The 24,380-nt window shown below is 36.9% G+C and carries 22 protein-coding genes; 8 read left to right on the forward strand and 14 right to left on the reverse strand.

Annotated elements, in window-relative coordinates:
- Positions 1–8: 8 nt before the first annotated feature.
- The 3 genes from IEU81_RS04325 to purD form a co-directional block, all read right to left on the reverse strand.
- On the reverse strand, positions 9–902 hold the full coding sequence (locus IEU81_RS04325; protein ID WP_092595121.1) for a formimidoylglutamase: 894 nt from the start codon (positions 900–902) through the stop codon (positions 9–11).
- Positions 880–2,139, reverse strand: a complete 1,260-nt coding sequence (gene auxA, locus IEU81_RS04330) for a lipoteichoic acid stability factor AuxA (protein ID WP_231957171.1) — start codon at positions 2,137–2,139, stop codon at positions 880–882. Before auxA ends, IEU81_RS04325 begins: the two co-directional genes overlap by 23 nt.
- A gap of 260 nt (positions 2,140–2,399) precedes the next feature.
- The gene (purD, locus tag IEU81_RS04335; protein ID WP_186090448.1) at positions 2,400–3,671 is read right to left on the reverse strand and encodes a phosphoribosylamine--glycine ligase; all 1,272 of its coding nucleotides are present in this window, start codon (positions 3,669–3,671) and stop codon (positions 2,400–2,402) included.
- A gap of 172 nt (positions 3,672–3,843) precedes the next feature.
- On the opposite strand from purD, the gene IEU81_RS04340 reads away from it, so the two are divergent.
- Positions 3,844–4,695 carry a bifunctional 5,10-methylenetetrahydrofolate dehydrogenase/5,10-methenyltetrahydrofolate cyclohydrolase gene (locus IEU81_RS04340; RefSeq protein ID WP_092595117.1) on the forward strand — a complete coding sequence of 284 codons (852 nt, stop codon included), beginning with the start codon at positions 3,844–3,846 and terminating at the stop codon, positions 4,693–4,695.
- Between the two features lie 91 nt (positions 4,696–4,786).
- Here the strand turns inward: IEU81_RS04340 and IEU81_RS04345 are convergent, their stop codons facing one another.
- On the reverse strand, positions 4,787–5,749 hold the full coding sequence (locus tag IEU81_RS04345; RefSeq protein ID WP_186090450.1) for a calcium/sodium antiporter: 963 nt from the start codon (positions 5,747–5,749) through the stop codon (positions 4,787–4,789).
- Positions 5,750–5,841: 92 nt separating this feature from the next.
- On the opposite strand from IEU81_RS04345, the gene IEU81_RS04350 reads away from it, so the two are divergent.
- Positions 5,842–6,564, forward strand: a complete 723-nt coding sequence (locus tag IEU81_RS04350) for an immunoglobulin-like domain-containing protein (protein ID WP_092595113.1) — start codon at positions 5,842–5,844, stop codon at positions 6,562–6,564.
- 46 nt (positions 6,565–6,610) lie between these two features.
- On the opposite strand, the gene IEU81_RS04355 is transcribed toward IEU81_RS04350, so the two are convergent.
- The 4 genes from IEU81_RS04355 to IEU81_RS04370 form a co-directional block, all read right to left on the reverse strand.
- On the reverse strand, positions 6,611–7,123 hold the full coding sequence (locus tag IEU81_RS04355; RefSeq protein ID WP_092595111.1) for a type 1 glutamine amidotransferase domain-containing protein: 513 nt from the start codon (positions 7,121–7,123) through the stop codon (positions 6,611–6,613).
- A gap of 96 nt (positions 7,124–7,219) precedes the next feature.
- Entirely contained in the window at positions 7,220–7,897 is a 678-nt protein-coding gene (locus IEU81_RS04360; protein WP_186090452.1) for a hypothetical protein, read from the reverse strand.
- Between the two features lie 98 nt (positions 7,898–7,995).
- A complete protein-coding gene (locus tag IEU81_RS04365) occupies positions 7,996–9,774 on the reverse strand; it encodes an SLC13 family permease (RefSeq protein ID WP_186090454.1) in 1,779 nt (592 codons plus the stop codon).
- 97 nt (positions 9,775–9,871) lie between these two features.
- Positions 9,872–10,639, reverse strand: coding sequence for a WecB/TagA/CpsF family glycosyltransferase (locus IEU81_RS04370; protein ID WP_092595531.1), 768 nt, complete (start codon positions 10,637–10,639; stop codon positions 9,872–9,874).
- A gap of 128 nt (positions 10,640–10,767) precedes the next feature.
- Here IEU81_RS04370 and IEU81_RS04375 point away from each other — a divergent pair, with 128 nt between their 5' ends.
- On the forward strand, positions 10,768–11,478 hold the full coding sequence (locus tag IEU81_RS04375) for a glycerophosphodiester phosphodiesterase (protein WP_092595105.1): 711 nt from the start codon (positions 10,768–10,770) through the stop codon (positions 11,476–11,478).
- A 127-nt stretch (positions 11,479–11,605) separates the two neighbouring features.
- Here the strand turns inward: IEU81_RS04375 and tagH are convergent, their stop codons facing one another.
- Genes tagH through IEU81_RS04390 form a run of 3 tightly spaced genes read right to left on the reverse strand, consistent with a single transcriptional unit; the run spans position 11,606 to position 15,038 of the window.
- Entirely contained in the window at positions 11,606–12,973 is a 1,368-nt protein-coding gene (gene tagH, locus IEU81_RS11085; protein ID WP_186090456.1) for a teichoic acids export ABC transporter ATP-binding subunit TagH, read from the reverse strand.
- Between the two features lie 12 nt (positions 12,974–12,985).
- Positions 12,986–13,807 carry an ABC transporter permease gene (locus IEU81_RS04385; protein ID WP_092595101.1) on the reverse strand — a complete coding sequence of 274 codons (822 nt, stop codon included), beginning with the start codon at positions 13,805–13,807 and terminating at the stop codon, positions 12,986–12,988.
- Positions 13,808–13,844: 37 nt separating this feature from the next.
- Complete coding sequence (locus tag IEU81_RS04390; RefSeq protein ID WP_186090458.1) at positions 13,845–15,038, reverse strand: CDP-glycerol glycerophosphotransferase family protein; 1,194 nt, start codon at positions 15,036–15,038, stop codon at positions 13,845–13,847.
- Positions 15,039–15,132: 94 nt separating this feature from the next.
- On the opposite strand from IEU81_RS04390, the gene tagD reads away from it, so the two are divergent.
- The gene (gene tagD / locus IEU81_RS04395; RefSeq protein ID WP_186090459.1) at positions 15,133–15,528 is read left to right on the forward strand and encodes a glycerol-3-phosphate cytidylyltransferase; all 396 of its coding nucleotides are present in this window, start codon (positions 15,133–15,135) and stop codon (positions 15,526–15,528) included.
- Positions 15,521–16,672 carry a CDP-glycerol glycerophosphotransferase family protein gene (locus IEU81_RS04400; RefSeq protein WP_186090461.1) on the forward strand — a complete coding sequence of 384 codons (1,152 nt, stop codon included), beginning with the start codon at positions 15,521–15,523 and terminating at the stop codon, positions 16,670–16,672. The genes tagD and IEU81_RS04400 overlap by 8 nt, the downstream gene beginning before the upstream one ends.
- A 31-nt stretch (positions 16,673–16,703) precedes the next feature.
- Here the strand turns inward: IEU81_RS04400 and IEU81_RS04405 are convergent, their stop codons facing one another.
- The 3 genes from IEU81_RS04405 to IEU81_RS04415 all read right to left on the reverse strand — a co-directional run bounded on the left by IEU81_RS04405 (position 16,704) and on the right by IEU81_RS04415 (position 21,897).
- The gene (locus tag IEU81_RS04405) at positions 16,704–19,358 is read right to left on the reverse strand and encodes a CDP-glycerol glycerophosphotransferase family protein (RefSeq protein WP_186090463.1); all 2,655 of its coding nucleotides are present in this window, start codon (positions 19,356–19,358) and stop codon (positions 16,704–16,706) included.
- A gap of 106 nt (positions 19,359–19,464) precedes the next feature.
- Positions 19,465–20,652: a glycosyltransferase family 4 protein gene (locus IEU81_RS04410; RefSeq protein ID WP_186090465.1), complete on the reverse strand. Its 1,188-nt coding sequence runs from the start codon at positions 20,650–20,652 to the stop codon at positions 19,465–19,467.
- Between the two features lie 81 nt (positions 20,653–20,733).
- A complete protein-coding gene (locus tag IEU81_RS04415; RefSeq protein WP_186090466.1) occupies positions 20,734–21,897 on the reverse strand; it encodes a glycosyltransferase in 1,164 nt (387 codons plus the stop codon).
- A gap of 107 nt (positions 21,898–22,004) precedes the next feature.
- Between IEU81_RS04415 and IEU81_RS04420 the strand changes: the two genes are divergently transcribed.
- Genes IEU81_RS04420 through IEU81_RS04430 form a run of 3 tightly spaced genes read left to right on the forward strand, consistent with a single transcriptional unit; the run spans position 22,005 to position 24,360 of the window.
- The gene (locus tag IEU81_RS04420; protein ID WP_186090468.1) at positions 22,005–23,441 is read left to right on the forward strand and encodes an LCP family protein; all 1,437 of its coding nucleotides are present in this window, start codon (positions 22,005–22,007) and stop codon (positions 23,439–23,441) included.
- Between the two features lie 10 nt (positions 23,442–23,451).
- Complete coding sequence (locus IEU81_RS04425; protein WP_231957172.1) at positions 23,452–23,925, forward strand: DUF2538 family protein; 474 nt, start codon at positions 23,452–23,454, stop codon at positions 23,923–23,925.
- Positions 23,926–23,934: 9 nt separating this feature from the next.
- Positions 23,935–24,360 carry a GNAT family N-acetyltransferase gene (locus IEU81_RS04430; RefSeq protein ID WP_092595083.1) on the forward strand — a complete coding sequence of 142 codons (426 nt, stop codon included), beginning with the start codon at positions 23,935–23,937 and terminating at the stop codon, positions 24,358–24,360.
- Positions 24,361–24,380 lie beyond the last annotated feature (20 nt).

Here is a 24,380-nt window from a genome sequence, read left to right on the forward strand (position 1 = left end):
TTTCGAACTTAAAACACTTTTCTCGATGTTAAAAACTTATAAATAATACTTGCCGCCATAGCACTCGTTCTATTTTCGATATCGAGGGGCGGAGAGACTTCGGAAACATCAAAACTCTTCAAATTATCCAGCACTGCAAATTTGGCTATCAAATCATGTATCTCTTCTGCCGTATAGCCATTAGGACTTGGTGCGCTGACACCAGGTGCTGCAGCCTGCTGCAGAGAATCCATACATAACGTTAAAACAACTGCATCGTAATCTGACAGAGCGTCGATCACTTCGTTTACTGCATCGGTCTGTCTGACTTCATCAATTGAATGGTATTTCACATTAAATTCATCTGCAGTATCATACAGTGTTTGAGTATTCCCTTGCGGCTGCAAACCTAAGCAGTAATAATCCACTTGTTCATCGCTGGATAAAATCTGATAAAACATCGTGCCTGATGAAGGCCTTTCATTGCGAAGATCAAAATGAGCATCCAGATTAACAATTGCCAGCTTGCCTTTAAAGGCTTTTCTCGCCCCTAAATAATGACCGTAGAATGTCTCATGTCCGCCTCCTATAATTACTGGGAAACTGTTGTTTTTATAAATATCGTATATGACATTGCCCAAGTCTTTCTGAGACTGTTCCAAATCCTCTGTCCCAATCACTGTACCGATATCATACAGCGGTTTTGTGTATGCATAAGAAGCCATTTTTTCTCGTACTTTAAACGGTCCTTCTGCCGCACCTGCAGTTCCTTTATTGCGTCTGATGCCTTCATCTGAACTGAATCCCGCTATAACAGGCACATTTTCTTCCTGTTTATATTCCTTTATGATTTGATGAATTCGTTCATGTACAGATTCATTGTCAGTCCGTCCCTGATAGTTATATTTTTCTATTTGAGCCATCATTTTCATCTCCTTTAAATTCTTTAAAAATGCTGATTAATAAGAGCGGTGTCAGTAAAAGGACTAAAAATACATTGAACGGCAGTATGAACAGAGATAATTCAACATCTTTAAACAATGTAATATACAAACTGACCGTTACATTCAGCCACAGAATAAAAATTACAATCATCTGTCTGTGATAATATTTATTTTTCAATAAATTCATAATCGTAAAGTACAGGTATAAAAGTGCCAGTACTAACGTTATTAATAAATTCACCCATTCGTAAATGGTCTGCATATCATTTAGTCTGAAATATCCTTCAACAAACACACCGTTGCGATTATTAAATTCTAAAAAGACGAATATTAGTACGATAATGCCAAATAAAATTTCAATGTAATTCACTTTAAACCACGCAGGCAGATCAGTCTCGAAAAACTGTTTCAGCTTATTTAAAAACTTATTGCGGAAGTCGTAAAGTTTTTCGGAAAACCCTAAATAATGATCAGGTGTAAATTTAGCAGCTTTTCTGCTTTTTTTATTTAACCTCGATAATTTTTCCGGATCATTCTCAGATGGTTTTTTCAGCAGGTTGTTCGCTTTTAATAAAAACACTCCGACCCACAACGCCATAAATGAAGATACCCAGACCATAGCAAAGAACAGATTAATACTCAGTACATCTGTCGGAGTAATCGTCGATTCAATATTTGAATATACAGCGTTCTGCGTCAGAAAATATGCTATACCGTAAAACAGCAGAATAATCATATAATGTTCTTTACGGTGAGCTGGATTCAAATACTCATTAAAGACACTGAACAGCAGATGAATAATAAAGGCAAGAAGAAACATTAATGCCCATAGTCCGTATGCTTGAGTCATCAAAATCGTTGTCACAATAAACAGTACAAGTGACAGTCCGATAAAGAAAAATGTAATCGGCACATCGTACTTTGTCGTCGTCTTTATCCATGAGCCGACTTTAAACATAAACAGTCCGAACAAAATTATTAAAATTCCTGCTATAATCGGAAATCCTCCAATCATAGCTGACAGCATATTCGATACTTCTAAAAAGAAAGCACTAATTAAATCAAAAATCGTTTCGATTTTATCTTCCTGAACAGATACTTCTTCATTTCTAATTTGCCCGGTGTTGAATAAAATAAAAAGACCTAAAATAATAAAAAATATACCGAGTATATAACTGATAATCACTTCACTGCGATTCCTGAGTTTCTCTATCATTCTGTCACCTCAATTGTTCCTATTATATTAAACTTAACGATAAAAATCATTCTTCAGCTTATTTATGTTTGAGCTTCAAATTTCCGGTTATATAAGTTATTAACAGATAATAATATAATACATGATATCTCCCGATATCCGACTCATCCATATACTTAAGTTTTAACGTAAGAGTAAGGCATTATTATATCATTTTAATGCCTTTTACTCATGTAAAGAGGCCGGCTTTGATGTGCATTGCACTTTGCCGGCCTCTTTTATTAATTTGTTAGCATCGCTCTGTGAGCGATGTCTGTCCTGTAAAAAATCTCGTCTTTATCAAATTCTATTTTATCGACACAGCCGTAAGCTGCCTGCAATGCTTCTTTTATCGTCATGCCTGTACCTGTTACAAGCATCATTCTGCCGCCTGAGGATATATAGTCTCCTTCTTCAGTTTGAGCGAGTCCGCTTATAAAACTTCGGTCCATCACTTCATCTGTAAAAGAAATTCCTATGCCTCGTTTATATTCAAAGGGATATCCCGCTGTTGCCAGCATGACACCTACTGTGTATCCTTCTTTCCAATCGATTTTCATTGGCTGTTTTTTCTGTACATGTTCAAGTATGGAAGCAAAGTCGCTGTCGATCATCGACAGCAGCACCTGAGCTTCAGGATCTCCGAATCTCGCATTATATTCAAGAACTTTAACACCATCGTCTGTCAGCATAGCACCGAGATATAGTACTCCGAAATAACTCAATCCTTCTTTAACCATGGCTAAAGCAGTCGGTTCTATGATTTTCTCTATCGCTTCCTGCCTGACCGCTTCACTGATATGAGTAACTGGTGCATAGGCACCCATTCCTCCTGTGTTCGGTCCCTTATTCTTGCCAAAGGCACTTTTATGATCCTGCGCGATGACTTCGAAAGTATGCGTATACTCTTCATTTACCATAACCATCAGCGAGAATTCTTCGCCTTCTAAATATTCTTCGAATATGAGCGGTTCCATCTCCCCGTCTTTAGACGGTTCACCTAGTATTTTAAGGGCATCCAGCCCTTCTTCAACACTGTGTATAATAACGACACCTTTACCTTCTGTCAGACCGTCTTTTTTTATTACATAAGGCGGTACTGCAGTTTTTATATAAGATTCAGCAGCATCATAATTCACAAACACTTGAAATTCAGCTGTAGGTATATTATATTTTTTCAGCAGATTTTTAGTAAAAGATTTACTTGTTTCCATCTGTGCTTCTTTTTTACGCGGACCAAAAACCGTTAAGCCATATTCATCAGTTAAGAAGTCCGCCAGTCCAAGTGATAGTGGTTTTGCATCCCCAATGATGACCCAATCCACTTGCTTTTCAATACATATACCGGCAATTGCATCAAAATCATCCTCATCAACGCGGTACATGACCTCGCATATTTCTCTCATCCCCGCATTCCCCGGTATTGCAAAGATATTTTTAACACTTCTGGCATTTGCCAACATCTTGACAATGGCATGTTCTCTGCCGCCTTTGCCAATTACTGCAACGTTCATAATTATTCCCCTTTCATAATGTCACACTTATGTAATATGAACTTAACATTATTATAACTTAAATTGATTAACACTACTAATTTCCCGATATTCATATTAAATTATATCTATAGCATTTTCTTATGTTTTTCGAGATAATGGAATAGACAAACTTTTAGGGAGGATATTTAATATGACTGCAGAATTACTAAACGGCCGTGAAATTGCTAAGGATTACCGTGCCGGATTACAAAATGAAGTTGAAAAATTAAAATCGATGGGAATTACACCAAATCTTACGGTGGTTATTGTAGGTAACGACGGTGCTTCATTAAGCTACGTCCGTTCAAAAAACAAAGCTGCTGAAAAAATTGGCATGGAGTCATCTATTGTTCGTTTAGATGAAGATACTTCTGAAGAAGATGTGCTGGCAGCAGTTGAAAAGCTTAATCAGGACGACAATGTGAACGGTATCCTCGTTCAAGTGCCGCTGCCAAAACAAGTAGATGAAAATAAAGTACTCGAAGCGATTGCACCGCACAAAGATGTCGATGGCTTCAGTCCAGTAAATATCGGCCGTTTATATACTGGCCAGCGCACTTTCGTACCATGCACGCCGCTTGGTATTATGGAATTACTAAAACATACAGGATCTCTGGAAGGTAAAACTGTTGCTGTTGTTGGACGTTCACACATCGTCGGCCAGCCGGTTGCAAAACTTTTAACGAATGAAAATGCAACAGTGACATTAATGCACTCACGCACGAAAGATATGGTTGAATCACTTAAAAACTTTGACGTAGTTGTCAGTGCTGTAGGAAAACCAGGCCTAATTAAAGGTTCCGACCTTAAAGAAGGCGCTGTAGTTATCGATGTCGGCAATACAGTTGTCGATGAAAAATTGGTCGGAGATGTTGATTTTGAATCAGCTAAAGAAGTAGCAAGCTATATCACTCCTGTTCCAGGCGGCGTTGGCCCACTCACAATCACTATGGTATTAAATAACACACTTTTAGCTGCTAAATGGCATAACGAAGATAAGTAATCTTTATCAAAATACTTTTAAAAGCATTTTAAAATAAAAGAAACCGCAGCTTCCCTTTGAAGTAAAAAAGGAGAAGCTGCGGATTTTTTAATTATCCTCTTATAATAATATACACAAGGTATATAATATACATACTTACCAGTATGCCGCCTGTAATACGCGACAGCTGGTTTTTCCACAAAGCGATAATCATAAGTACTGCGGAGATAAATATGAGTACCCAAACATCTGTAAATAAAGAACCGCTGACACCCAGCGGGCTGATTACTGCAGATAAACCTAGAACGAACATTATATTAAAAATATTACTGCCGATCAGGTTGCCGAAAGCCATATCAGCCTCACCTTTCATTGCTGCTGATACTGATGTCGTTAATTCAGGCAGAGATGTACCAATCGCAACAATCGTCAATCCTACAAGCGCCTGACTCATGCCGAGTGATAAAGCTATTGAAGAGGCGCTGTCAACAACGAGATCACCGCCGAACACAATACCAGCCAGACCGATAACAAACAAGGCAATATTTTTAGTCCAGCTGGAATCGTTGCCTGCCGCTTTTGCCTCGTCATCCATAGTCGATTCTCTCGTGCGTCGTGCTTTAACAAATGTATAATACAGGAATAAAGCAATACCCGCTAAAAGTATAATGCCATCAATACGGCCGATCGCGCTGGCCTCAGCTGAAAACAGCAGCCTGTCAGACATAAATATAAGCACTAGTACAGCCGCAATCAATGAATACGGAATCTCTCTAATTTGAGTATCTTTTTGAACAATTATAGGTGATACTAATACTGTTATCCCGAGCATCAGAGAAATATTTATAATATTACTTCCGATAACGTTCCCGATAACCATATCACCATTGCCCTCGAGGGCAGCAATAATACTGACAACTGCTTCCGGTGCACTTGTACCGAGCGATACGATTGTCAACCCGACAATCATTGGAGAAATATGCAGTTTTCCGGCAATTGCCGAAGCTCCATCTACAAAATATCCTGCACCTTTAATCAGGAGTATAAAGCCAACTACTAATAATATATACGTCAAAATTCCCACTCCATCTCTTTACTATTCTTGGTCGTTAATAAATAAGTATGCTAAAATTAAAAAAAGTATTGTAAACTTAAAGGTGTGATTAAATGAATACAAATACGCTCATAAAATTTTTAATTGGCGCCCTTCCCGTTGCTCCGGTTGCAGGCGATTTCGTTAATACTGAAACAGCAGAGACATCTCAGTCTCCGGACCAGGCTTATGAAAATTACGATGGTCCAACCATGCAGGAAGAAATATCCAGCCATTCGGGCAATATACCTGCACTAAAAGGTGTAAATAATATAAATGTTAAAACAGGTGATAATTTCGATCCGCTGGAAGGTGTTTACGCTTTAGACAATGAGGACGGCAATATAACAGATAATATAGAAGTAACAAATAATACTGTTGATACTAATACTCCAGGTACATACAGCGTATCCTACCGCGTTGAAAATTCACGCGGCGGCTACTACGAATACGTACGTCAAATTACCGTTTCACAAGCAGAAACAGATCCAATCGCTCCCGTGCCTCCGACTGAAGCACAACTCGGCAATACTGATGAAGAAACTACGGAATCATCTCCTGAATCCAGCAGCGTTATCTTCGAAGGAACAGATGATTTAACCATCAGCGCTGGAGAATCTTTTGATCCAAAAGATGGAGTCAGCGTTATAGATGTCGATGGTACAGATATCAGTAATCAGCTTTATATTTCCGGTGAAGTCGATAGTGAAACTCCTGGAGAATACACTATTGCCTATGCTGTCTTCGACAGCTTCGGTGATCCTGCTGCCGATGCACGTACAATCACAGTAGAGTAATCCATAAATAACAGGCTGCAGCAAATTGCTGCAGCCTGATTTTATTTTACCCTAATTGTCTTGTAATTTCTGCATTAAATTGATCAAGATCATCAGGTGTGCGGCTTGTTGCAAGATTATTGCAAACAGCAAGTGCACTGTCTTCCCATTTAGCACCAGCATTAATTAAATCATTTTTGACATTTTTAACACTTGTAACCTTTCTGTCTGTTAATAATCCTGTATCTACTAACAGCTGAGGTCCGTGACAAATGGCGAAAACTGGTTTATCTTCTTCAAGAAAGTGTTTTGCGAATTTACCAAATCTGTCTTCCTTATCTCCGCGGAGACTGTCTGGTGAAAATCCGCCTGGGATTAACAATGCATCATAATCTGAAGCTTCAGCGTCTCCAATTGACAGGTCTGCCTCGAAATTCCCGCCTTTTTTACCTTCTACTGTTGAACCGTCCGGAGAAATCAGCACTGTTTCATGTCCCGCTTTCTCTATTTGTTCTTTCGGACTTGTATATTCAATATCTTCGACTAAGTCTGTCATAATTACAGCAACTTTTTTGGTCATTGTTACATTCCTCCTGTAATAATTATTGTGCTTACTACTCTTCCCGTCAGCTTATAAATTAAACATAAAAAAATCCCGAAAAACGGGATTAAAAAATTATTTTACAGTGATGAGCTCTTCGTTTTCCAGAGCCAATTTTGCACTGCCTTCCTCAACTTCTTTTAAGTATTTTTCACTATTATTAATATGAATATCTAAAAATTCCTGATGCGATACTTCATCACTGCCAAGCATTGATTTAAATTCAATAATTGCCAGTGAACGATTTGAGATAGCAAGCAGCAGATCATCTTTTATTTCTTGTATATACTGTTGATCTCTCTTTGTCAGACTTTCCGGTATTGCAATACCTTCAACTTCTTTTTGCAGCTCCGAAAAGCTGTTGTTTAAAGAGGTTATTTCGTCGGCGGCATCAGTCATCTGAAGTGTGTCGTATTGATAAGCATTATAGAGCGGAGTAAAATACTGATCCCAGACGTTAAAGATATCATCATGTGCTGCGTTAAATTGTTCTGCAATGATGCCGCGGGAAATAATACTGGTTTCATTTGAACCGCTGATCGTGTTTTTTAATATATTTTCATTATGGCCGCTAAAGTTAAGCGTGTTGTTTGCTGATATATTTGAATTATTGCCGCCAGCCGATATAACTACATTACTCATAGTAAAATGTGTTTTTGCTGCGAATTCTAAATTATCTGCTTTAGAAAATTCTTCATTTTGATTGCAGCCGACGAGCAGTAATACGAAGACGGCTAATATTATATGTTTCAAGTTATAACCCCATATACGATGACTTTTCATTTCATACATAGAGTATTGTAACACAGTTGTAACCTTGTTGAAATATAATATTCCCTCTTCAATTTTCTTTAGTACCATACAGTATAAATAATAGAGCAGGCAATAATCATCGTCAGAATAGACAGCGGTGCACCGACTTTAACATAGTCGGTAAATTTATAACCGCCGGGACCATATACAATTAAATTGGTCTGATAGCCAATCGGCGTCATAAAGCTGGCAGATGCTGCAATGGCAACTGTTACAATCAGTCCCATATAATCAATTCCTAAAACACTGGCAATTTCAAGTGAAATTGGAAACATCAGTACCGCTGCTGCACTGTTGGTTATTATTTCCGTGAAAATGTTTGTGACTATATAAGTGATCACCAGCACACCCAGTATTCCTAGCGGTGTTGCAAGCGTTGTGAGTCCGCTCGCAATGTATTGTGCCAGCCCGGATTCTGTCATCGCTTCACCGACAGCAAATGCGCTTGCAATCAGCAGTATGACATCAAACTGGACAAACTTCTTTATTTCATTTGGTGTAATGAACTTAAAACCGATTAATAAGACAACGAGCAGCAGCATGGCTTCAAGCATTGACAGCCAGCCAAGTGTGACAGTAAGAATCATAGAAATGAGCGCAATTAAACCAATCCAGCCCTTTCTCATATCCTGATTTAAATTCTCTGGCGGTGCCACATCATTCACGACGTAAAAGTCCGATGAATATTTATTATTTTCGATAAATGCATTATCTGCTAAGAGCAGCAGTGTATCGCCCGTTTTGAGAACGATATCGCCTACCCTGCTCTTAATCCTCTGATTATTGCGGTGTATTGCAATTACACCAGCATCGTGGCGTGCTTTAAAATTAGCTTGTTTCAAAGTTTTATTCAGCAGTGATGAGTTATGAGAAACAACCGCTTCGACTAAATGACTGTCTTTATTTTTAACATCATCGAGCGTTAATTCTGTCCCTGTTTTAATCGTTACACCTTTAAATTTTTGTATTTTTCCAATGGTATTTAGAGAACCGGAGAATATAATATGATCCCCTGTTAATATTTTCGTATCACCAGCAACCGGATATACTCTGCTGTTATTTCTAATAATTTCTATAATATAAATGCCGTCAAGTACACTGGAACCGAGCTCAGTCACTGTGTTCTTCTGATATTCAAAATTATCTTCTATTATTGCTTCGGCAAGAAACTCTTTAGTCTCCTGACTGATTTGATCTTTTGCACCAAGATGCTCAGGCAGCAACTTGTAACCGACTGTAGACAGATAAATAATTCCTGCAATTGTAATCGGAACTCCGACAACTGTCGTTGTAAAAAATGAAAAGCCGTCCATGCCGCTGCCGAGCAGAAGACCGTGCACAACAAGCGTTGTAGACGTCCCGATCATGGTAATCGTTCCGCCCAGTATAGTCATATATGACAGCGGAATTAAAAACTTGGAAGGACTTAAGCCGTTATCAACGGCCCAGTCTCTAATAATCGGTGTGAGTGCGACGACTATTGGCGTATTATTAAGAAAGCCTGATGCGAATCCAATCGGCAATGTTACCTTGATCATACTTTTCCTGGCATCTTTTGCTTTTCCAAGCAGCCTGTATACAATCATTTCTATAATTCCATGCTTCTGTATCGCTCCTGCAACTATGAATAAGAGCAGGACAGTCAGCATCCCTTCGTTAGAAAAGCCCTTTAAAGCTTGTTCACTGCTGATTACACCGCTTAAAAGAAAAATAACAAGTGCAAGAAATATTAAGAAATCAGCACGAATGACCTCAAATGACAGACCTATTAACATTAGAATGATAATAATTGCGACAAAAATCATTTCTCCCGTCATTCAATCTCCCCCGCTGCAATGGTATTCTGAATCTTAAAAATATTTTATCATATTTGTATATTTATCTATATAATAGAGCTGCTTAATTGTTTCTTTTTTAGCGGATACCGTCTCTCGTCGATCTCGGTTTTGATTTAGAAAAGCCGAGCCATTTCATTACTCTTTTAATTACCGGTACATGGAGCAGCATAAACTCAAGTACTTTTAAATCCCGCTTTACTCTATGCGGCTCTTTTAACAATCTGTACAGCCATTCCAGCTGAAATTTAATCCAGATAGACGGCGCACGTTTTATCTGGCCGCTCAGAACATCAAAACTTCCGCCGACACCGATAAATATCCCCTTCTCAAATTTATCCATGTAATGATAAATCCAGCCTTCCTGGCGTTTTGCACCTAATGCCACAAACACAATATCGGGTTGAGTTCCTGCTATTTTGTCAGCGAGTTCATCGTCAAATCTGTTGAAATAGCCATTTTTACGTCCTGCAATAACTAAATCTGGATAATCTCTCTCAACTCTTTTTGTCACTTTGACATTTACATCTTCCGATGCCCCTAAAAAGAAGACACTTTTCTTATGATCAGATGCATATTGCAGCAGGTCGAACATCATATCTACACCTGTCACACGTTCTACTATTGGATTATTAATCAGCTTAGATGCATTAACAACACCGATGCCGTCAGCAAGTACGTAATCTGCACTTTTAACAACCGTCTTAAAGTCAGGATCATCCCGTGTGGCAATAACCACCTCAGGATTGGCAGTGACGATAAAACACTTTTTATTCTGCTCTATTGACGGATAAACTATATTTTTTAAAAAAGAATATCTGGAAATATTTATAAAATTTATATCCATCAATTTTACGGTTTTATATTCTTTCGTCACTGCTGCACTTCCTTTCTTAAACGTTTTTTAATATTTTCTTTACTTATGAATGTTACACTGTGAATATTAAAGTCTTATGAAAAATTGGAGTGAATTTTATGGTTACTGTATTTGCGCACCGGGGTGCTGAATCCATCTCACCTGAAAATACTAAAGCTGCATTTAAATCAGCAATTGAATGCGGTGCATCAGCTATAGAACTTGATGTTCAGCTGACGAAAGACGGCGTTCCTGTCGTCGTACATGATTACAAGTTAAAACGCTACAATAAAAAGGCAAAACTGGCAGTGAATCAATACACTTTTGAAGAACTGCAGTCGATAGATGTCGGTAAGTACTTCGATGAAAAATTCGAAGGTGAAACTATTCCTTCTTTAAAACAAGTTTTTGAACTGATTCCAGACCATATACTGCTTAATATAGAAATTAAAAATTCACCTGTCGCACATCAAGGTATTGAACAGAAAGTTGCAGACCTAGCTATTGAACATTACAAGCTTGATAATATAATCGTGTCATCATTTGACCATTTGGCATTGCAGCGTATCGGTGAAATTAACGCGCAAATTAAGCTTGGTTTTCTTATTCATTATCCAATGATTAATGCCGGGCGTTATGTCAATATGACCGGTTTGAATGCTGTCAGTATTCATCCCTATAAAAAAATTGCAGATGAATCATTTATTGCTGAATGCCATAAGTATAATTTAAAAGTCTATCCCTACACCGTATCGACTAATAAAGAAGCAGCACGCCTTATAAATATAGGCGCGGACGGCTACTTTACCTCTCTCGAAACTTTGTATTAAATATACATTATAATTAAAATTTACAAACAGCTTATCATTAATAAAATCCGCACGTATTGCTTATCGGGGAAGACTCTCGTCTCAATGATGCCCTAAAAGAATACGTACGGATTTTTTACAGCAATCATTAATTATTGCTGTCATCATCATCATTTAATTCTTCCATATCACTCACAACGTTATTGCTGTGGATCCAAACTGATTCGCTCTCACCTTCAATAACACCTTGATACCAGACATTATTGCCAATTAAAATCGTTTCATTCACATCAAAAATCAGTCCGCCGTGATGTTCGAGTGACTCATGAACATATTGACGTTTGCCGCCCCATGGTTCGCTCGATGCAAAACCGCGTCCTGTTAAATAAAATATTTTCTTGTCATTGTCCACTAGTGTATGAACGTGAGATGATGTTTCAATACCTCTAATCCAGCCGATTACTCCGTCTTCTCCGCTTGGCTGTGTACTTAAAAGATAGTAGTTTTCAAATTGATAAGTTGCCTCTCGCTTAACGTAATATACCTTATTTTTTAAATGCTGTGCATCAGATTTATTTTCATCATCGTTTGGCGATTGATAGACATAAGTCGTATATGCTTTTAGATGCGCCAATCTGCTGACAGGACGCACGGAATATGTGTGGGATGCTTCCAATTCCTCATCGTCATCCAGCACCATTAAATCGCCAAGGTTTTTATACTTGTTGTCAGCTGGATCTTTCGACATTATTTTATTTCGATAGATGTCTCTTTCATCTTTTTGCATATTTTGCCATTTCATTAAAAAGGCTTCGTAGAGCGGCAGGACATCTTTCACTTCTCCGAATGCTTTAACACGTCCGAATTCAAGCCAGAGAATCTTATCACAGAAAGTTTTCATCTGGCCGATTGAGTGACTGACAAAAATCATCGTTTTACCCTGATCTTTAAATTCCATCATTTTCTTCAGGCTTTTATCGGCAAACGCTCTGTCACCTACTGAAAGGGCCTCATCAATAATTAAAATATCGGGGTCGACTTTAACACTGATTGCAAAGCCGAGTCTCGATTTCATGCCGCTGGAATACGATTTTACCGGCTGGTCGATAAAATTCTCCAGTTCGGCAAATTCAATAATCTCCGGTTCAAGTTCTTTAATTTCATCTTTTGAAAAACCGAGCATTAGACATTTTAATTCGATATTGTCACGTCCGGTTAAATCATCATTCAAGCCTGCAGCTACAGCAATTAGTGCCGGCTGCCCGTTAACTTGAACTTCTCCGCTCGTTTCAGGTACTATACCTGCAATTATATTAGACAGCGTCGATTTACCAGAGCCGTTAATACCAATAAAACCGACCACATCTCCCTTGTCCGCTTCAAAATCTACACCGTTCAAGGCATAAAAATCTTCTCCGCGGCTCGTAGGACTGATCAGGTCAAGCATACGCTCTTTCTGATTGCTGTACTGTTTATATTTTTTAACGACATTTTTAGTAATAATAGCTTTTGTCATATTTAAACCCTCTTATAAGTAGTCGATAAAGTTGCGTCTGAATTTAACGTGCAGTACTGAACCGATCAGCAGCATTACGAACATTAGACCCCAGAAGTACAATGAATACTCCCATGCTGTGACAAGATACCACTCTGTGCCGAAAAATGCTGCCCGGTAGCCTTCTATAAGGTATACTAACGGATTCAGCTTCATCAATACCATCAGTGTTGGGAAATCCGACAGCATAGTCAGCGGCCACAGGACACCTGATAAGTAGAGCAGCATGCGTAAAAGCGAGTTTAGGAGCAAGTGAACATCACGGATTAAAGTCGACAATGTTGACGTGATTAAAGCAAATGCATATATCAGTACATATGAAGCAAAAATAAAATACAAGATTTGAATCATGTAAATGCTGACATAATACCCTGCAAATTGAAAGACGATAAACGCTAATACCAGCATAATAATATGAGTATAAAATTTAGAAAAAATAGGAATATTCGGTATTACGCTTAAAGGGAAATTCATTTTAGACAGCATTTTCAGTCTCGTATATATCGACTTTGATGCTTCGATACTTGCCTGATAGAAAAACGTCCAGACGACAAACCCTATAAACAGCCAGTAGAAGAACGGCACTTCTATTCCGCCCATTTCAATCGGCGCACGGGACCTCAACGTACCGAAAACAAACCAGTATATTAGTATGCTGATGACCGGTGTCAGCACTTCCCAGACAATCCCTAAATAGTTATTCTGGTTTTTGCTCTTCACATCATATATAGACAGACGGCGCACCAGATAAAAATGGGCAATCTGTTCCTGTAAAACTTTCCACATAGATTTCATAAGTTAGTCACAACCTCAAATTTTCATCAATGATGAATTATACAATTTTACTTCTCAAATAACAAATAACTTCATCAGCAACACGCTGAGAGGCTTTGCCATCTTCTAAAGAACAAAATCTGTTTCTGAATTCAGCTGTATTATATAATTCATTAAAGTTTTCAGTTTTAGTTTTGTTAATCTCTTCTAATAATGCATCCGTTGTTTTAACGAGCGGACCCGGTGCTTTATTTTCAAAGTCGAAATAAAATCCTCTCAGTTTGTCTCTGTAATTATCGATATCATACGTATAGAAAATCATCGGTCTTTCTAAGTTCGCATAATCGAAAAATACAGAAGAATAATCGGTAATCAGCATATCAGAGATCACATACAAATCACGGATTTCTTCATATGAAGAATAATCATAGATAAATCCTTCATATCCGCTGATGTCCAGATTCTCACTGACCAGATAATGAAGTCTCAGGATGATAATATATTCATCAGACAAAGCTTCATACATTTGCTGCATATTAAATTCCAGATTAAATTTATATCTGCCTTTACCGTGGAAAGAATCATCCCGCCACGTCGGTGCATATAAAATTATTTTTTTATCTGCAGGTAAATTTAAATCCTTTTTCAAATTATTCACAGCTTCTTCATCACTGTTCGTGAATAAAAAGTCATTGCGGGGATAGCCTGTTTCGAGCATTTTATCATCAAATTTAAAGGCTCTTTTAAAAATTTCAGTTGAGTATTCATTAGGTGAAATTAAAAAGTCCCACTTTGCTGATTCCCTTGTGAAATTTCGTTTATAGCGTTCTGTATCTGTACCAGGCATATGCACTTCGTCCATATCCGTTGCCAGTTTTTTAAGCGGTGTCCCATGCCAGGTTTGCAAATAAGTCGTCCCTTTAGGCTTAGGAATCCATAACGGCAATCTGCTGTTTGAAATCCACAGCGTTGCTTTGTTCATATAAATCATCCAGCTGAGTGAAAATCTTCTGATATAAGGCAAATCATAGCGTTCAAATACTTTTTCGTAACGCTTGTCGACACTCCACATAAATCTGTACTCTGGATAATGTATAGACATATATTCATATAAGGCGCGGGGGTTATCACTGAATTGCTTGCCTAAAAAACTTTCAAAAATAATCAGTGAATGATCTTTATTAAAAGACTTGCCTGAGAGCCAGAATAGTATTTTATATAATTTTAATGCTAACTTTTTAATTTTTCTCATTTAATTACACCTGCTAAGTTTTCATATTTATCTTGTGCTATAATTCATAATACTACAAAATACTATAATTTTGCTTTATCGGAGGTAAATTCACATGAAAAAAGTAATCACATACGGTACATTCGATTTGCTCCATACCGGACATATAAATATTTTAAGACGCGCCAAGGCACTTGGAGACTATCTAATTGTTGCTGTGTCAACAGATGAATTTAATATGCTTAAGCATAAAGAGGCATACCATTCATTTGAAGAGCGAAAACAGATACTTGAGGCGATTAAATATGTCGACGAAGTCATCGGCGAAGATAACTGGGATCAGAAAGTCAGCGATGTTAAAAAACACAATATCGATGTCTTCGTTATGGGAAATGACTGGGAAGGTGAATTTGATTTCCTTAAAGAGCAGTGTGAAGTCGTTTATTTGCCAAGAACTAGCGGTATATCTACGACAAAAATTAAAGATGATCTGAAACATAAGAATGATTAAAGAAGCGGCAATCGCACTTTATTTGTTCATACTCAATATTATATTCAACTTTTTCAGCCTGTTTCCTATAAAAAATAAAACAGTTATGCTGACATCGTTCGGCGATAATATGGAATATTTAATCGAAGATATTAATGCTGAAACCCAATCTGACATATTTGTTTTAAAAGAACCGCGCTGTAGAAAATCATTTGCTGGTGTTAAAGATCGCAATATCATTCAGTTCAGTCCAAAAAATCTCCTGTCATTGTTTAAGGGGATGTATCACTTAGCAACCGGAAAATATATTTTCATCGATAATTATCATGTCGTTCTGGCTGCATGTAATTTTAGAAAAGACGTCACTTGTACACAGCTCTGGCACGCTAACGGTGCGGTAAAATACTTCGGCTGGAGAGATAAAACGATTGCCAGCCGTCCAGACAGTGCGTATAAGCGCTTTGAGAAAGTTTACAGCAGGTTTCATAACTTTGCAGTCAGTTCGGATGAAATGGCGTATATATTTGGAGAAGCTTTCAACAGTAAAAAGGACAGTATGCTGAAAACAGGAATGCCGAGGACAGACTTTTTTTACAATACACAGGCTATGCGTATAGAGAAAAAAAATCTTTATAGTTTATTGCCTCAGCTCAACAATAAAAAAGTACTGCTGTATGCACCGACTTTCCGCGACAATCAGCTTAACGCTGCTCGTGTTGCCCTTGATCTTGAATTAATGAAGAAACAATTAGGTGAAAACTGTCATCTGCTGTTAAAACTTCACCCGGCAGTTGAATTATCTAGTTTGAATAATAATGATTTTGTAACTGATGTATCCAGCGGTTATGATATCAATGCCTTATTGACTGTGACCGATATACTGATTACCGACTACTCTTCCATTCCTTTTGAGTTTTCTATATTAAATAAACCGATGATATTCTTTTCTTATGATCTGGACGATTACAAAAAAGAACGCGGCATCTGGTTTAACTACGAAACTTATATGCCGGGACCAGTCGTTTTTAATACACAAAGTGTTATCTCAGTTATTCAGAAAAACATTTTTGATATGGAGAAAATTAAAGACTTTAATAAACAATGGAACAAATACAGTGATGGTTCAGCATCAAAAAGATTAGTTGAATATATTTACAATAAGTAAAGGACGGAAACTGAAGTTTCCGTCCTTTTTCTTATTCATCATCAGCGAGCATCTGTATTTTTTCTACGACACTGTTATAAATACGTTCTGAATTATGATGATCCTGATATTTAAAAATACCAGTAATATCGGGCTGTTCCGACTTAAAATTTAAGTTGATTTGATGTTCTATTAGATCGATTAAATCATCTTCTGTCCTTGCAATTTTACCGATAAATGTATGGAAGAGCGGACGCAGTTTTCCTTGTCTGAAAAACTTCCTGACATCAAAGTGATAATAGATGACCGGTTTGTTCATCAGTGTGAAGTCAAAGCTGACACTTGAATAATCAGTAATGAGTAATGAATGTTCAATCAGCAGTTCCTGAACCGTTTTAGTCCCCAGCCGTATAAAGTTAATATTATTGCTCGGATTTAAAATTTCATCATTAAAATACATTTGAGCTCTGTAATGCGGATAGAAATTCAGCTGGACATCATTGTCCTCGAGCAATTTAATCAATCTCTCATTATGAATCAGACCGTTGTAGTTATGGAAATACTGGCTAGTTAGAAACGCATCATCAGTATTAATCCAGTCCCGCCAAGTCGGCATCAGGAGAATATCTTTAGTTTTGTTGCCGCGCGGCAGTGAGTCAAAACGCGCCAGACCGGTAATCGCTACATCTTCCTCATCGTAACCGAGTTTCTTCATTACAACATCATACTTCTCTGGTTCGCTGCTGACAATAAATAAATCAAACGGCAAATCATAATATTTTTTATGATATTCCACGCGCTTTCGTCCGAGCACGCCATGCTGCAGAAAAACTTTAACCGTATCTTCAAAACTGAAAAAACCTCTGGCTGGTTTATAAGGCAGCAGATTTTCTAAATCATGTGTCCCGAGCAGAACCCCTGCTTTAAATGCGATATCAAAATGCTCTTTTGAACCAAATGGCAGGACATGTGTATCTGATTTTATTTTTTCATAATCCGGCGCACTGCTTTCAATCGTATAATACGCATTGACTGATGTATGCTCTCTCAAGTACTTATAAAATGCATAACCATTGTCCTGGGCAGTGTCATAGCGCTCACCCACCAGCCACGTATTATAATCTTTCTTATGCGCTTCTCCAGGTATAGATGCTTCTTTAGGGATTGAGAACGTTTCAATTTTTAAATTGTCAAAAGGCGTTGTTGTAATTAAATAATAGTGTGTATTCCCTTCACTGTCAGTCTCAGTACGGCTGCCGTAATAATTATCTTTTTTATAATCGGAAAACTGATATTTTATCTTTTCTTTACGGATAATATCACCGTCTGAATGTACCATAGCAACGAAAACATCGAGAATTGTTTTATCTTTACTTTTGATTTCTTTTAGATTCAGCTCAGCTAAATTGATATTAAATTCTTCTTCAGCTTCCACAATAATATTTTCTTTAGAATAACGGTCTTCGATAATTAAGTACGGCTGGCAATCGATAAAGTTTTCCGTTCCCCTGATGAAACCATCAAAATTAAACTGATCAATTTCAGTCACCTGCCGTTTGAAACGCGGTCTTGATACTTTAAACCCAAGCGCCTTATCTTTTCTTTTATAAAACCAGAGCTTTATATTCTCATGTTCAAAATCGAGGACACGTCGTTCACCGAAACCTAATTCATCCAGTTCGCTGACATCCGGCTGTATTACAAGCGGTTCTGCTCCGCCAGTTACGAACTTGAATCTCTTTCTCGTAAAATCTTTTACCATAGTGCTTACTGGTACACGGACTGTGATTTCATTTGCACTGATTCTTTGAACATCAAATGCCGCTTCTTCTCCAGAGATTGTATCTGCAACAATCATCTGGCTGATATCTTTATTATCTGTATATGAAAATGACATAAGTATATTATCGCCGTCAATATTACAAGATGCCTGAGTCATTTCCATTTCGTGATTATCTATAATTGTAAATACTTCATTACCCTCGCGTAAAAACTGTAAATTATGATCTTTTGTCGTTAAATTTTGTTCTGAAATATTAATATTTACCGGTGTCATTTCAAAGCCCTGGACAAGATAAAGTACGCCTCTTCCCATTGTGACATTGTTAAAATCTTCAGCTGTAATGACGGACAGTTCTCCCTGATTTTGGAATTCTACAATTTTGTTCGGATATAAAAGCGCTAAATTATAACGCTCCATGTTACGGTAACTGTCAAAAGTTACACTAAGCTTTTCATAAGAAGTATTCATTTTTTCAGCCTGTACAGCAGACTGCTTAAAAGTATACTCAGCTAGAAGATGCTCTAAAATTAAAGTCCCGTTCACTAAGATGTTATAATATTTCCCTAATTTAAAGAACGATGTCTCATTGAGAATATTTTCATCAGCATCAATAATCATATTTTTACCGTTAACCGATACGGCTATTGTTGAATTCCCTGTGAGGTTTTTAAAGACATTATTATGCAGCTGAATCGACAGCCTATTTTTCTCGATAGAATAATCCAGAGATTCAGTATATTCTCCATTAGACAAGACGATATTCAGCTTGTCATTCAAATTAAAATTATAAAAGTTTTTCAGCATCAGGTTAATAATGACAAAGTTTTCATGAGCCGTAATGTCCTGCAATGTCACTTTTCTAATTAATAATTCCCGCATGCTTTTGGGTATGATTGTTTTTAACGTATTTTTTATTGTACTCATTTAAAAAAACCCCTAAAGATTATTAAATATATTTTTCTCAGTAAATTCATTTTACAATAAAATAGCTTTTCTTAACATTAATAAAAGAGTTTAAGTAACAATATTGTTACTTAAACTCTTTATCGAATATGAAATCATCAAGTTTTTCAATATTTGTCTCCCAGAGAAAATGGGATTTCAGCAGCTTTTTAGAATTTTTTCTGAGTCTGGATTCGAGTTCATTATCACTTTTAATTGTTTTTATTGCTTCTGTAAGTTCTTCAGACGTTGCCTTAACCTTAGCATAGCCAACATCATGCGACTTAATTAGATTGCTGGTATAGCCGCCTAAATTTGTCACAACAGGTACACCTGATGCAATGCCGTCAATCACTTTCCCAGGCAGTACATTTAAAAATATCTCGCTGTCTTTTAGTATAGACAGCTGAATGTTGGAATTCCGTATTTCAGCTAAGCACTCTTCCCGGGTCTTCTCTTCTTCAAAAGTCACATATTTAAAATCCTTGTATTCTATATATGACTGAAACAAGTGTGCATTCATTCCGTACCCGATAATTTTAAAATTGATTTTATTCTCTTCCAGTTGATGTGCCATTTCCTGAAGTTTTTCATAACTTTGCGCAAAGCCAATATTTCCGGTATAGATGACCCTGAATTCATCTGGCGGTTCTTTAAACTCAACTTCATTTTTTGCAAATGCATTAGGTAAAAACAATACTGGTTTATTTTTTACCATTTTCTTTAAATAGTATCTAAATCCTTCGTTATTAATCACTATTTTATCAGACTGTTTATAGAGCATCTTTTCCATAAATTTAAGCACCGGGTAAAACATACTGATATTCATCTTATCAACATCCCGTACACTGTCCGGCCATAAGTCGCGAATTTCAAGGATCCGCTTAACTTTTTTATCTTTCTTTTGGAAAAAAGCAGCCCATGGTATAAAAATATTAGGTGTCGTGACATAGACTGTATCGTATAGATGCTGATATTTTTTGACATAAACACGCACTTTATAAGCGAGTTCAAAATAGTAAAGCAGACGAAATGCCATTGATTTACTCTGCTTATTGGTTCTCATCTTCAGTCTCATGATATCTTTCGATTGATTTATAATGTCACTGCTCCAATACTTCTCCTCTTCATACATCTTTGCATTCGGATAAGCTGGATTAGTCGTAAGCACTTCTACATCATGCTTTTTTGATAACTGAACATACAAATTTTTTAATCTGTTTGCTCCTGAACCAATTTCCGGATAAAAATTCTGTGTGATTAATAATATTTTCATAAGTCACCTTAAATTACTTTCTAAGTTAATACATAAAATTAACATTCGTTTTATTATAACAAAATTACGCACCCTTTTAAATTAAAGTTTGTCGTATAAATTTTTCAAAATGATCTTTTCATTTTCCCAATTATAATTTGTTTTTGCCTTAATAGTATTCTCTTTAAATTTTATTCTCAACTCCTCATTATTGATCATTTTTAATAATGCTGATTCTAAAGATTCTGTACTTCCCTCTTCAACGACTATTCCTATTTCTTCATTTTCAATTACTCGTTCTATTTCAGGTAGATTCGAACCAATTACAGGTACATGTGCCATAATATACTCGAAGAGTTTATTTGAGGATGCCGAATAATGATTGAAGTTCGTATTTTCTAAAAACTGTATACCGATATCAGCTGATTTGGTATAACTGCGAAGCTGCTTATACGGAACTCTATCAATAAATATCACTTTATCTGTCACACCAATTTCATAATGATAATCTATCAAATTTTGACGTTCTTTTCCGTCTCCAATCATAATCAACATGGCATTCTCTACATTTTTAAAAGCATCCAGAAGCTTAAATAAACCTCTGCCTTCCTGCATACCGCCTTGATACAGTACAATTTTTTTATTTTCCGGTATATTAAATTGTTTTCTCAGCGGAAATGGTGTCACATCGTTAATATCATAGAGTTCTGAGTAGTTATGTACCGGCGTGGGGCGTTCTTTGTACAAATCATTATGATAATCAGCTCTCGTATCATTTTCAACGATGACATGATCAGTAAAGTTCAGCATAAATTTCTCTATTCTATATATTTTCTTAAAATTATAATGCGTGCGGCTGGTTTGCACTTCATGTGAATCATAAATTAATGTTTTTCTGTTAAAACGCAGTTTTGCACAAACAATTCCCTGTATTAAAGTGTTTAAGTCATGTGCATGATACACATCAGTATCATACTTTCTGCCGAGCATTATCATTTTTAACATCAGCAGCATATTCGGAACGTGCTTAGTCAAAACAGAAGATTTTATTCTGGAAGTTATAAATTTCGGCAATTCCCATTTTAATGGGCGGTTAACATAAATATTCGCTCTTACTTTTTCGCTTGAAGAAAGATGCTGTTCAGTCAATTCTTTCTTGGCAATAATTGTTACTGTATAATTTAAATCAGCAAGCGCAGAAGCTTCCCTCATTACTCTTGCATCATTGACAAAATTATTCCACACAAACATCGTTACCTTTTTCATTTGCAACCCTCTGATTTTTAATATATTGTTTTAATTTATGTTCAAATAACATTATAATAGAGTTTAGTCTATTTTAAAATCTTAATAAGAAATGGGTCTTAATATTTATGAAAAAAATAATTTGGACAATAGTTATTGTCCTGCTGCTTATATTAATTGGTGTCGGAATTTATATACTCAGCCTATACAATACTTTTGATCAAGGTGTCACCAGTTCTTATGAACCAACTGACAGAGAACGTTCAGACTTACGTGAAGAAGATGCAACAGTAGATGAAAGCTTCACTGTTTTAATTCTAGGTACAGACGAAAATGATTCACGTGCAGAAAAGGAAAATCTGGACAGCAATGATTTTCGTACTGACAGTATGATACTGGCAACTTTTGACAAAAATAATGATGATGTAAAACTGGTTAACATTCCCCGCGATACACTCGCCTACATTGAACCCGAAGGATACTTCGACAAAATAAATCACGCCCATATGTATGGCGGTCCGAGTGCATCCATGGATGCAGTAGAGAAATTATTAAATGTGCCGGTCGATTACTATGCCCGTATTAATATGGCAGGTGTCGTCGACATTGTTGATTCAGTCGGCGGTGTTGAATTTGATGTTCCTTTTGATATGAACGAACCAAACCAGCATGACAACGGCAGAATTGAACTGGAGGCCGGTGAGCAGGAACTGAATGGAGAAGAAGCACTTGCTGTAGTAAGAAGCAGACGCGTCGATTCAGATTTAGGACGCGGCAACAGACAGATGGAACTCGTCGAAGCTGTTTTAAGTAAAGTTAAATCATCAGGCGGCCTGACTAAAATTGATGACTTAATCAAAGTCGTTGCAGACAATACTAAACATAACTTTAAAACAAAAGATATACGTGAACTCGCATCATATTATGCATTTAATGACATTTCATTTGAATCCACTCAACTGCATGGAACGGACTACTGGGCTCAAGGTAACGGCGGTTACTTCTACAGAGCAGATGACGAACACTTATTTGTACTTTCAAATACAATCAGCTCTATACTTGAATTAGATCCATCAGAACCTTATGATCTGCTGCAGCTGAGAATTGGTGATTATTTAATCCCATATGAATATATGGATGACTATATGCTTACAGAACATCGTCCTGAAACTATCCCTTACTTTGCTGAAGAAGGGTACGAAAGTCCTTATGGTAATGGATTCGATACTGAAGAATTTGATTATGAAGAATCAGAAATTGAGGGTGAAGGCGATTTAGAAGATACGACTGATGAAGAAACAGAACAAAACAGCCAGAACCCTCAAAATGAAAACAGCGGCGGTCAGGAACAGCAAAACGGTAATAATAATCAGGATGAACAGTACTACGATGACGGTACTCAAACAGATGAATATTACGATGACGGAACAAACAACCAAGATCAACAGTATTATAATGATGGAACAAACAATCAAGACCAGCAGTATTATGATGATGGCACACAAACTGATGAGTATTACGAGAGCAACACCAGCAACTCACAGAACAATGGCTACTATTATTAATTAAGCGGAGGTGGCTGCTTTGAGAAAATCATATGATAAAGTATCAAATATTCATGAAATGATGGATCACCTTGAAGAGTTAATAAAAAACAGCAACCAGCCCAAAATTGAAAATGAATATTTTTATATGAACCATGAACACAAGGAATTGTACTTATCATTAAGAAGTTACTTTTCTGAATCCAAAAGTAATCCGTCGGTAGATGCTGCATGTTATATTACTGCTATACCGGAAATATATGAACACGTTAATATATTTGATTATATATTTCCGCTGGACTGGGTACAAAAAGATGGCAAATTATCCGATGAATTTAAAAAATTAAAACCGCACATGCAATATATTGCCCTGGCTGCGGCGGAAGCAAGTAATATTAGATTTAATACACGCCCTGCCCTGTCACTCGGGATGGATTACTGGAATATTGAACAGCTTAAAGTATTTTGGCAATATACAATCATTCGAAGAAAAAATGCGATGTAGGTGATAAATATGGAACTTAAAATTACTGATGATCAAAAATATTACAACCAGTGTTTGGAAATAAGAAAAGAAGTTTTCGTTGAAGAACAAAACGTGCCGCTGGAAATGGAAGTCGATGAGTATGAAAAAGAATCGGTTAATATACTTCTTACTCTTGATGATCGTCCCTTAGGAACAGTGAGATATAGAGATATCGGTGATGGTCTTATCAAAGTTGAAAGAATGGCAGTAAGAGAAATTGCCAGAGGCCTTCACCTTGGTCAGGCTCTTATGAACTTTGTTCATATTCATGCTGAAGAGAATGGTTTCACTCGAGCCAAGCTCGGAGCACAAGTCCATGCTATTAAGTTTTATGAAAAACTGGGTTATGAAGTGTCCTCAGATGAATTTGACGATGCAGGTATTCCTCATAAATATATGGAAAGAAATTTATAAAATTAAAAAATGAGTCCTGA

The organism is Jeotgalicoccus aerolatus (assembly GCF_014635205.1).
Lineage (GTDB): Bacteria > Bacillota > Bacilli > Staphylococcales > Salinicoccaceae > Jeotgalicoccus > Jeotgalicoccus aerolatus.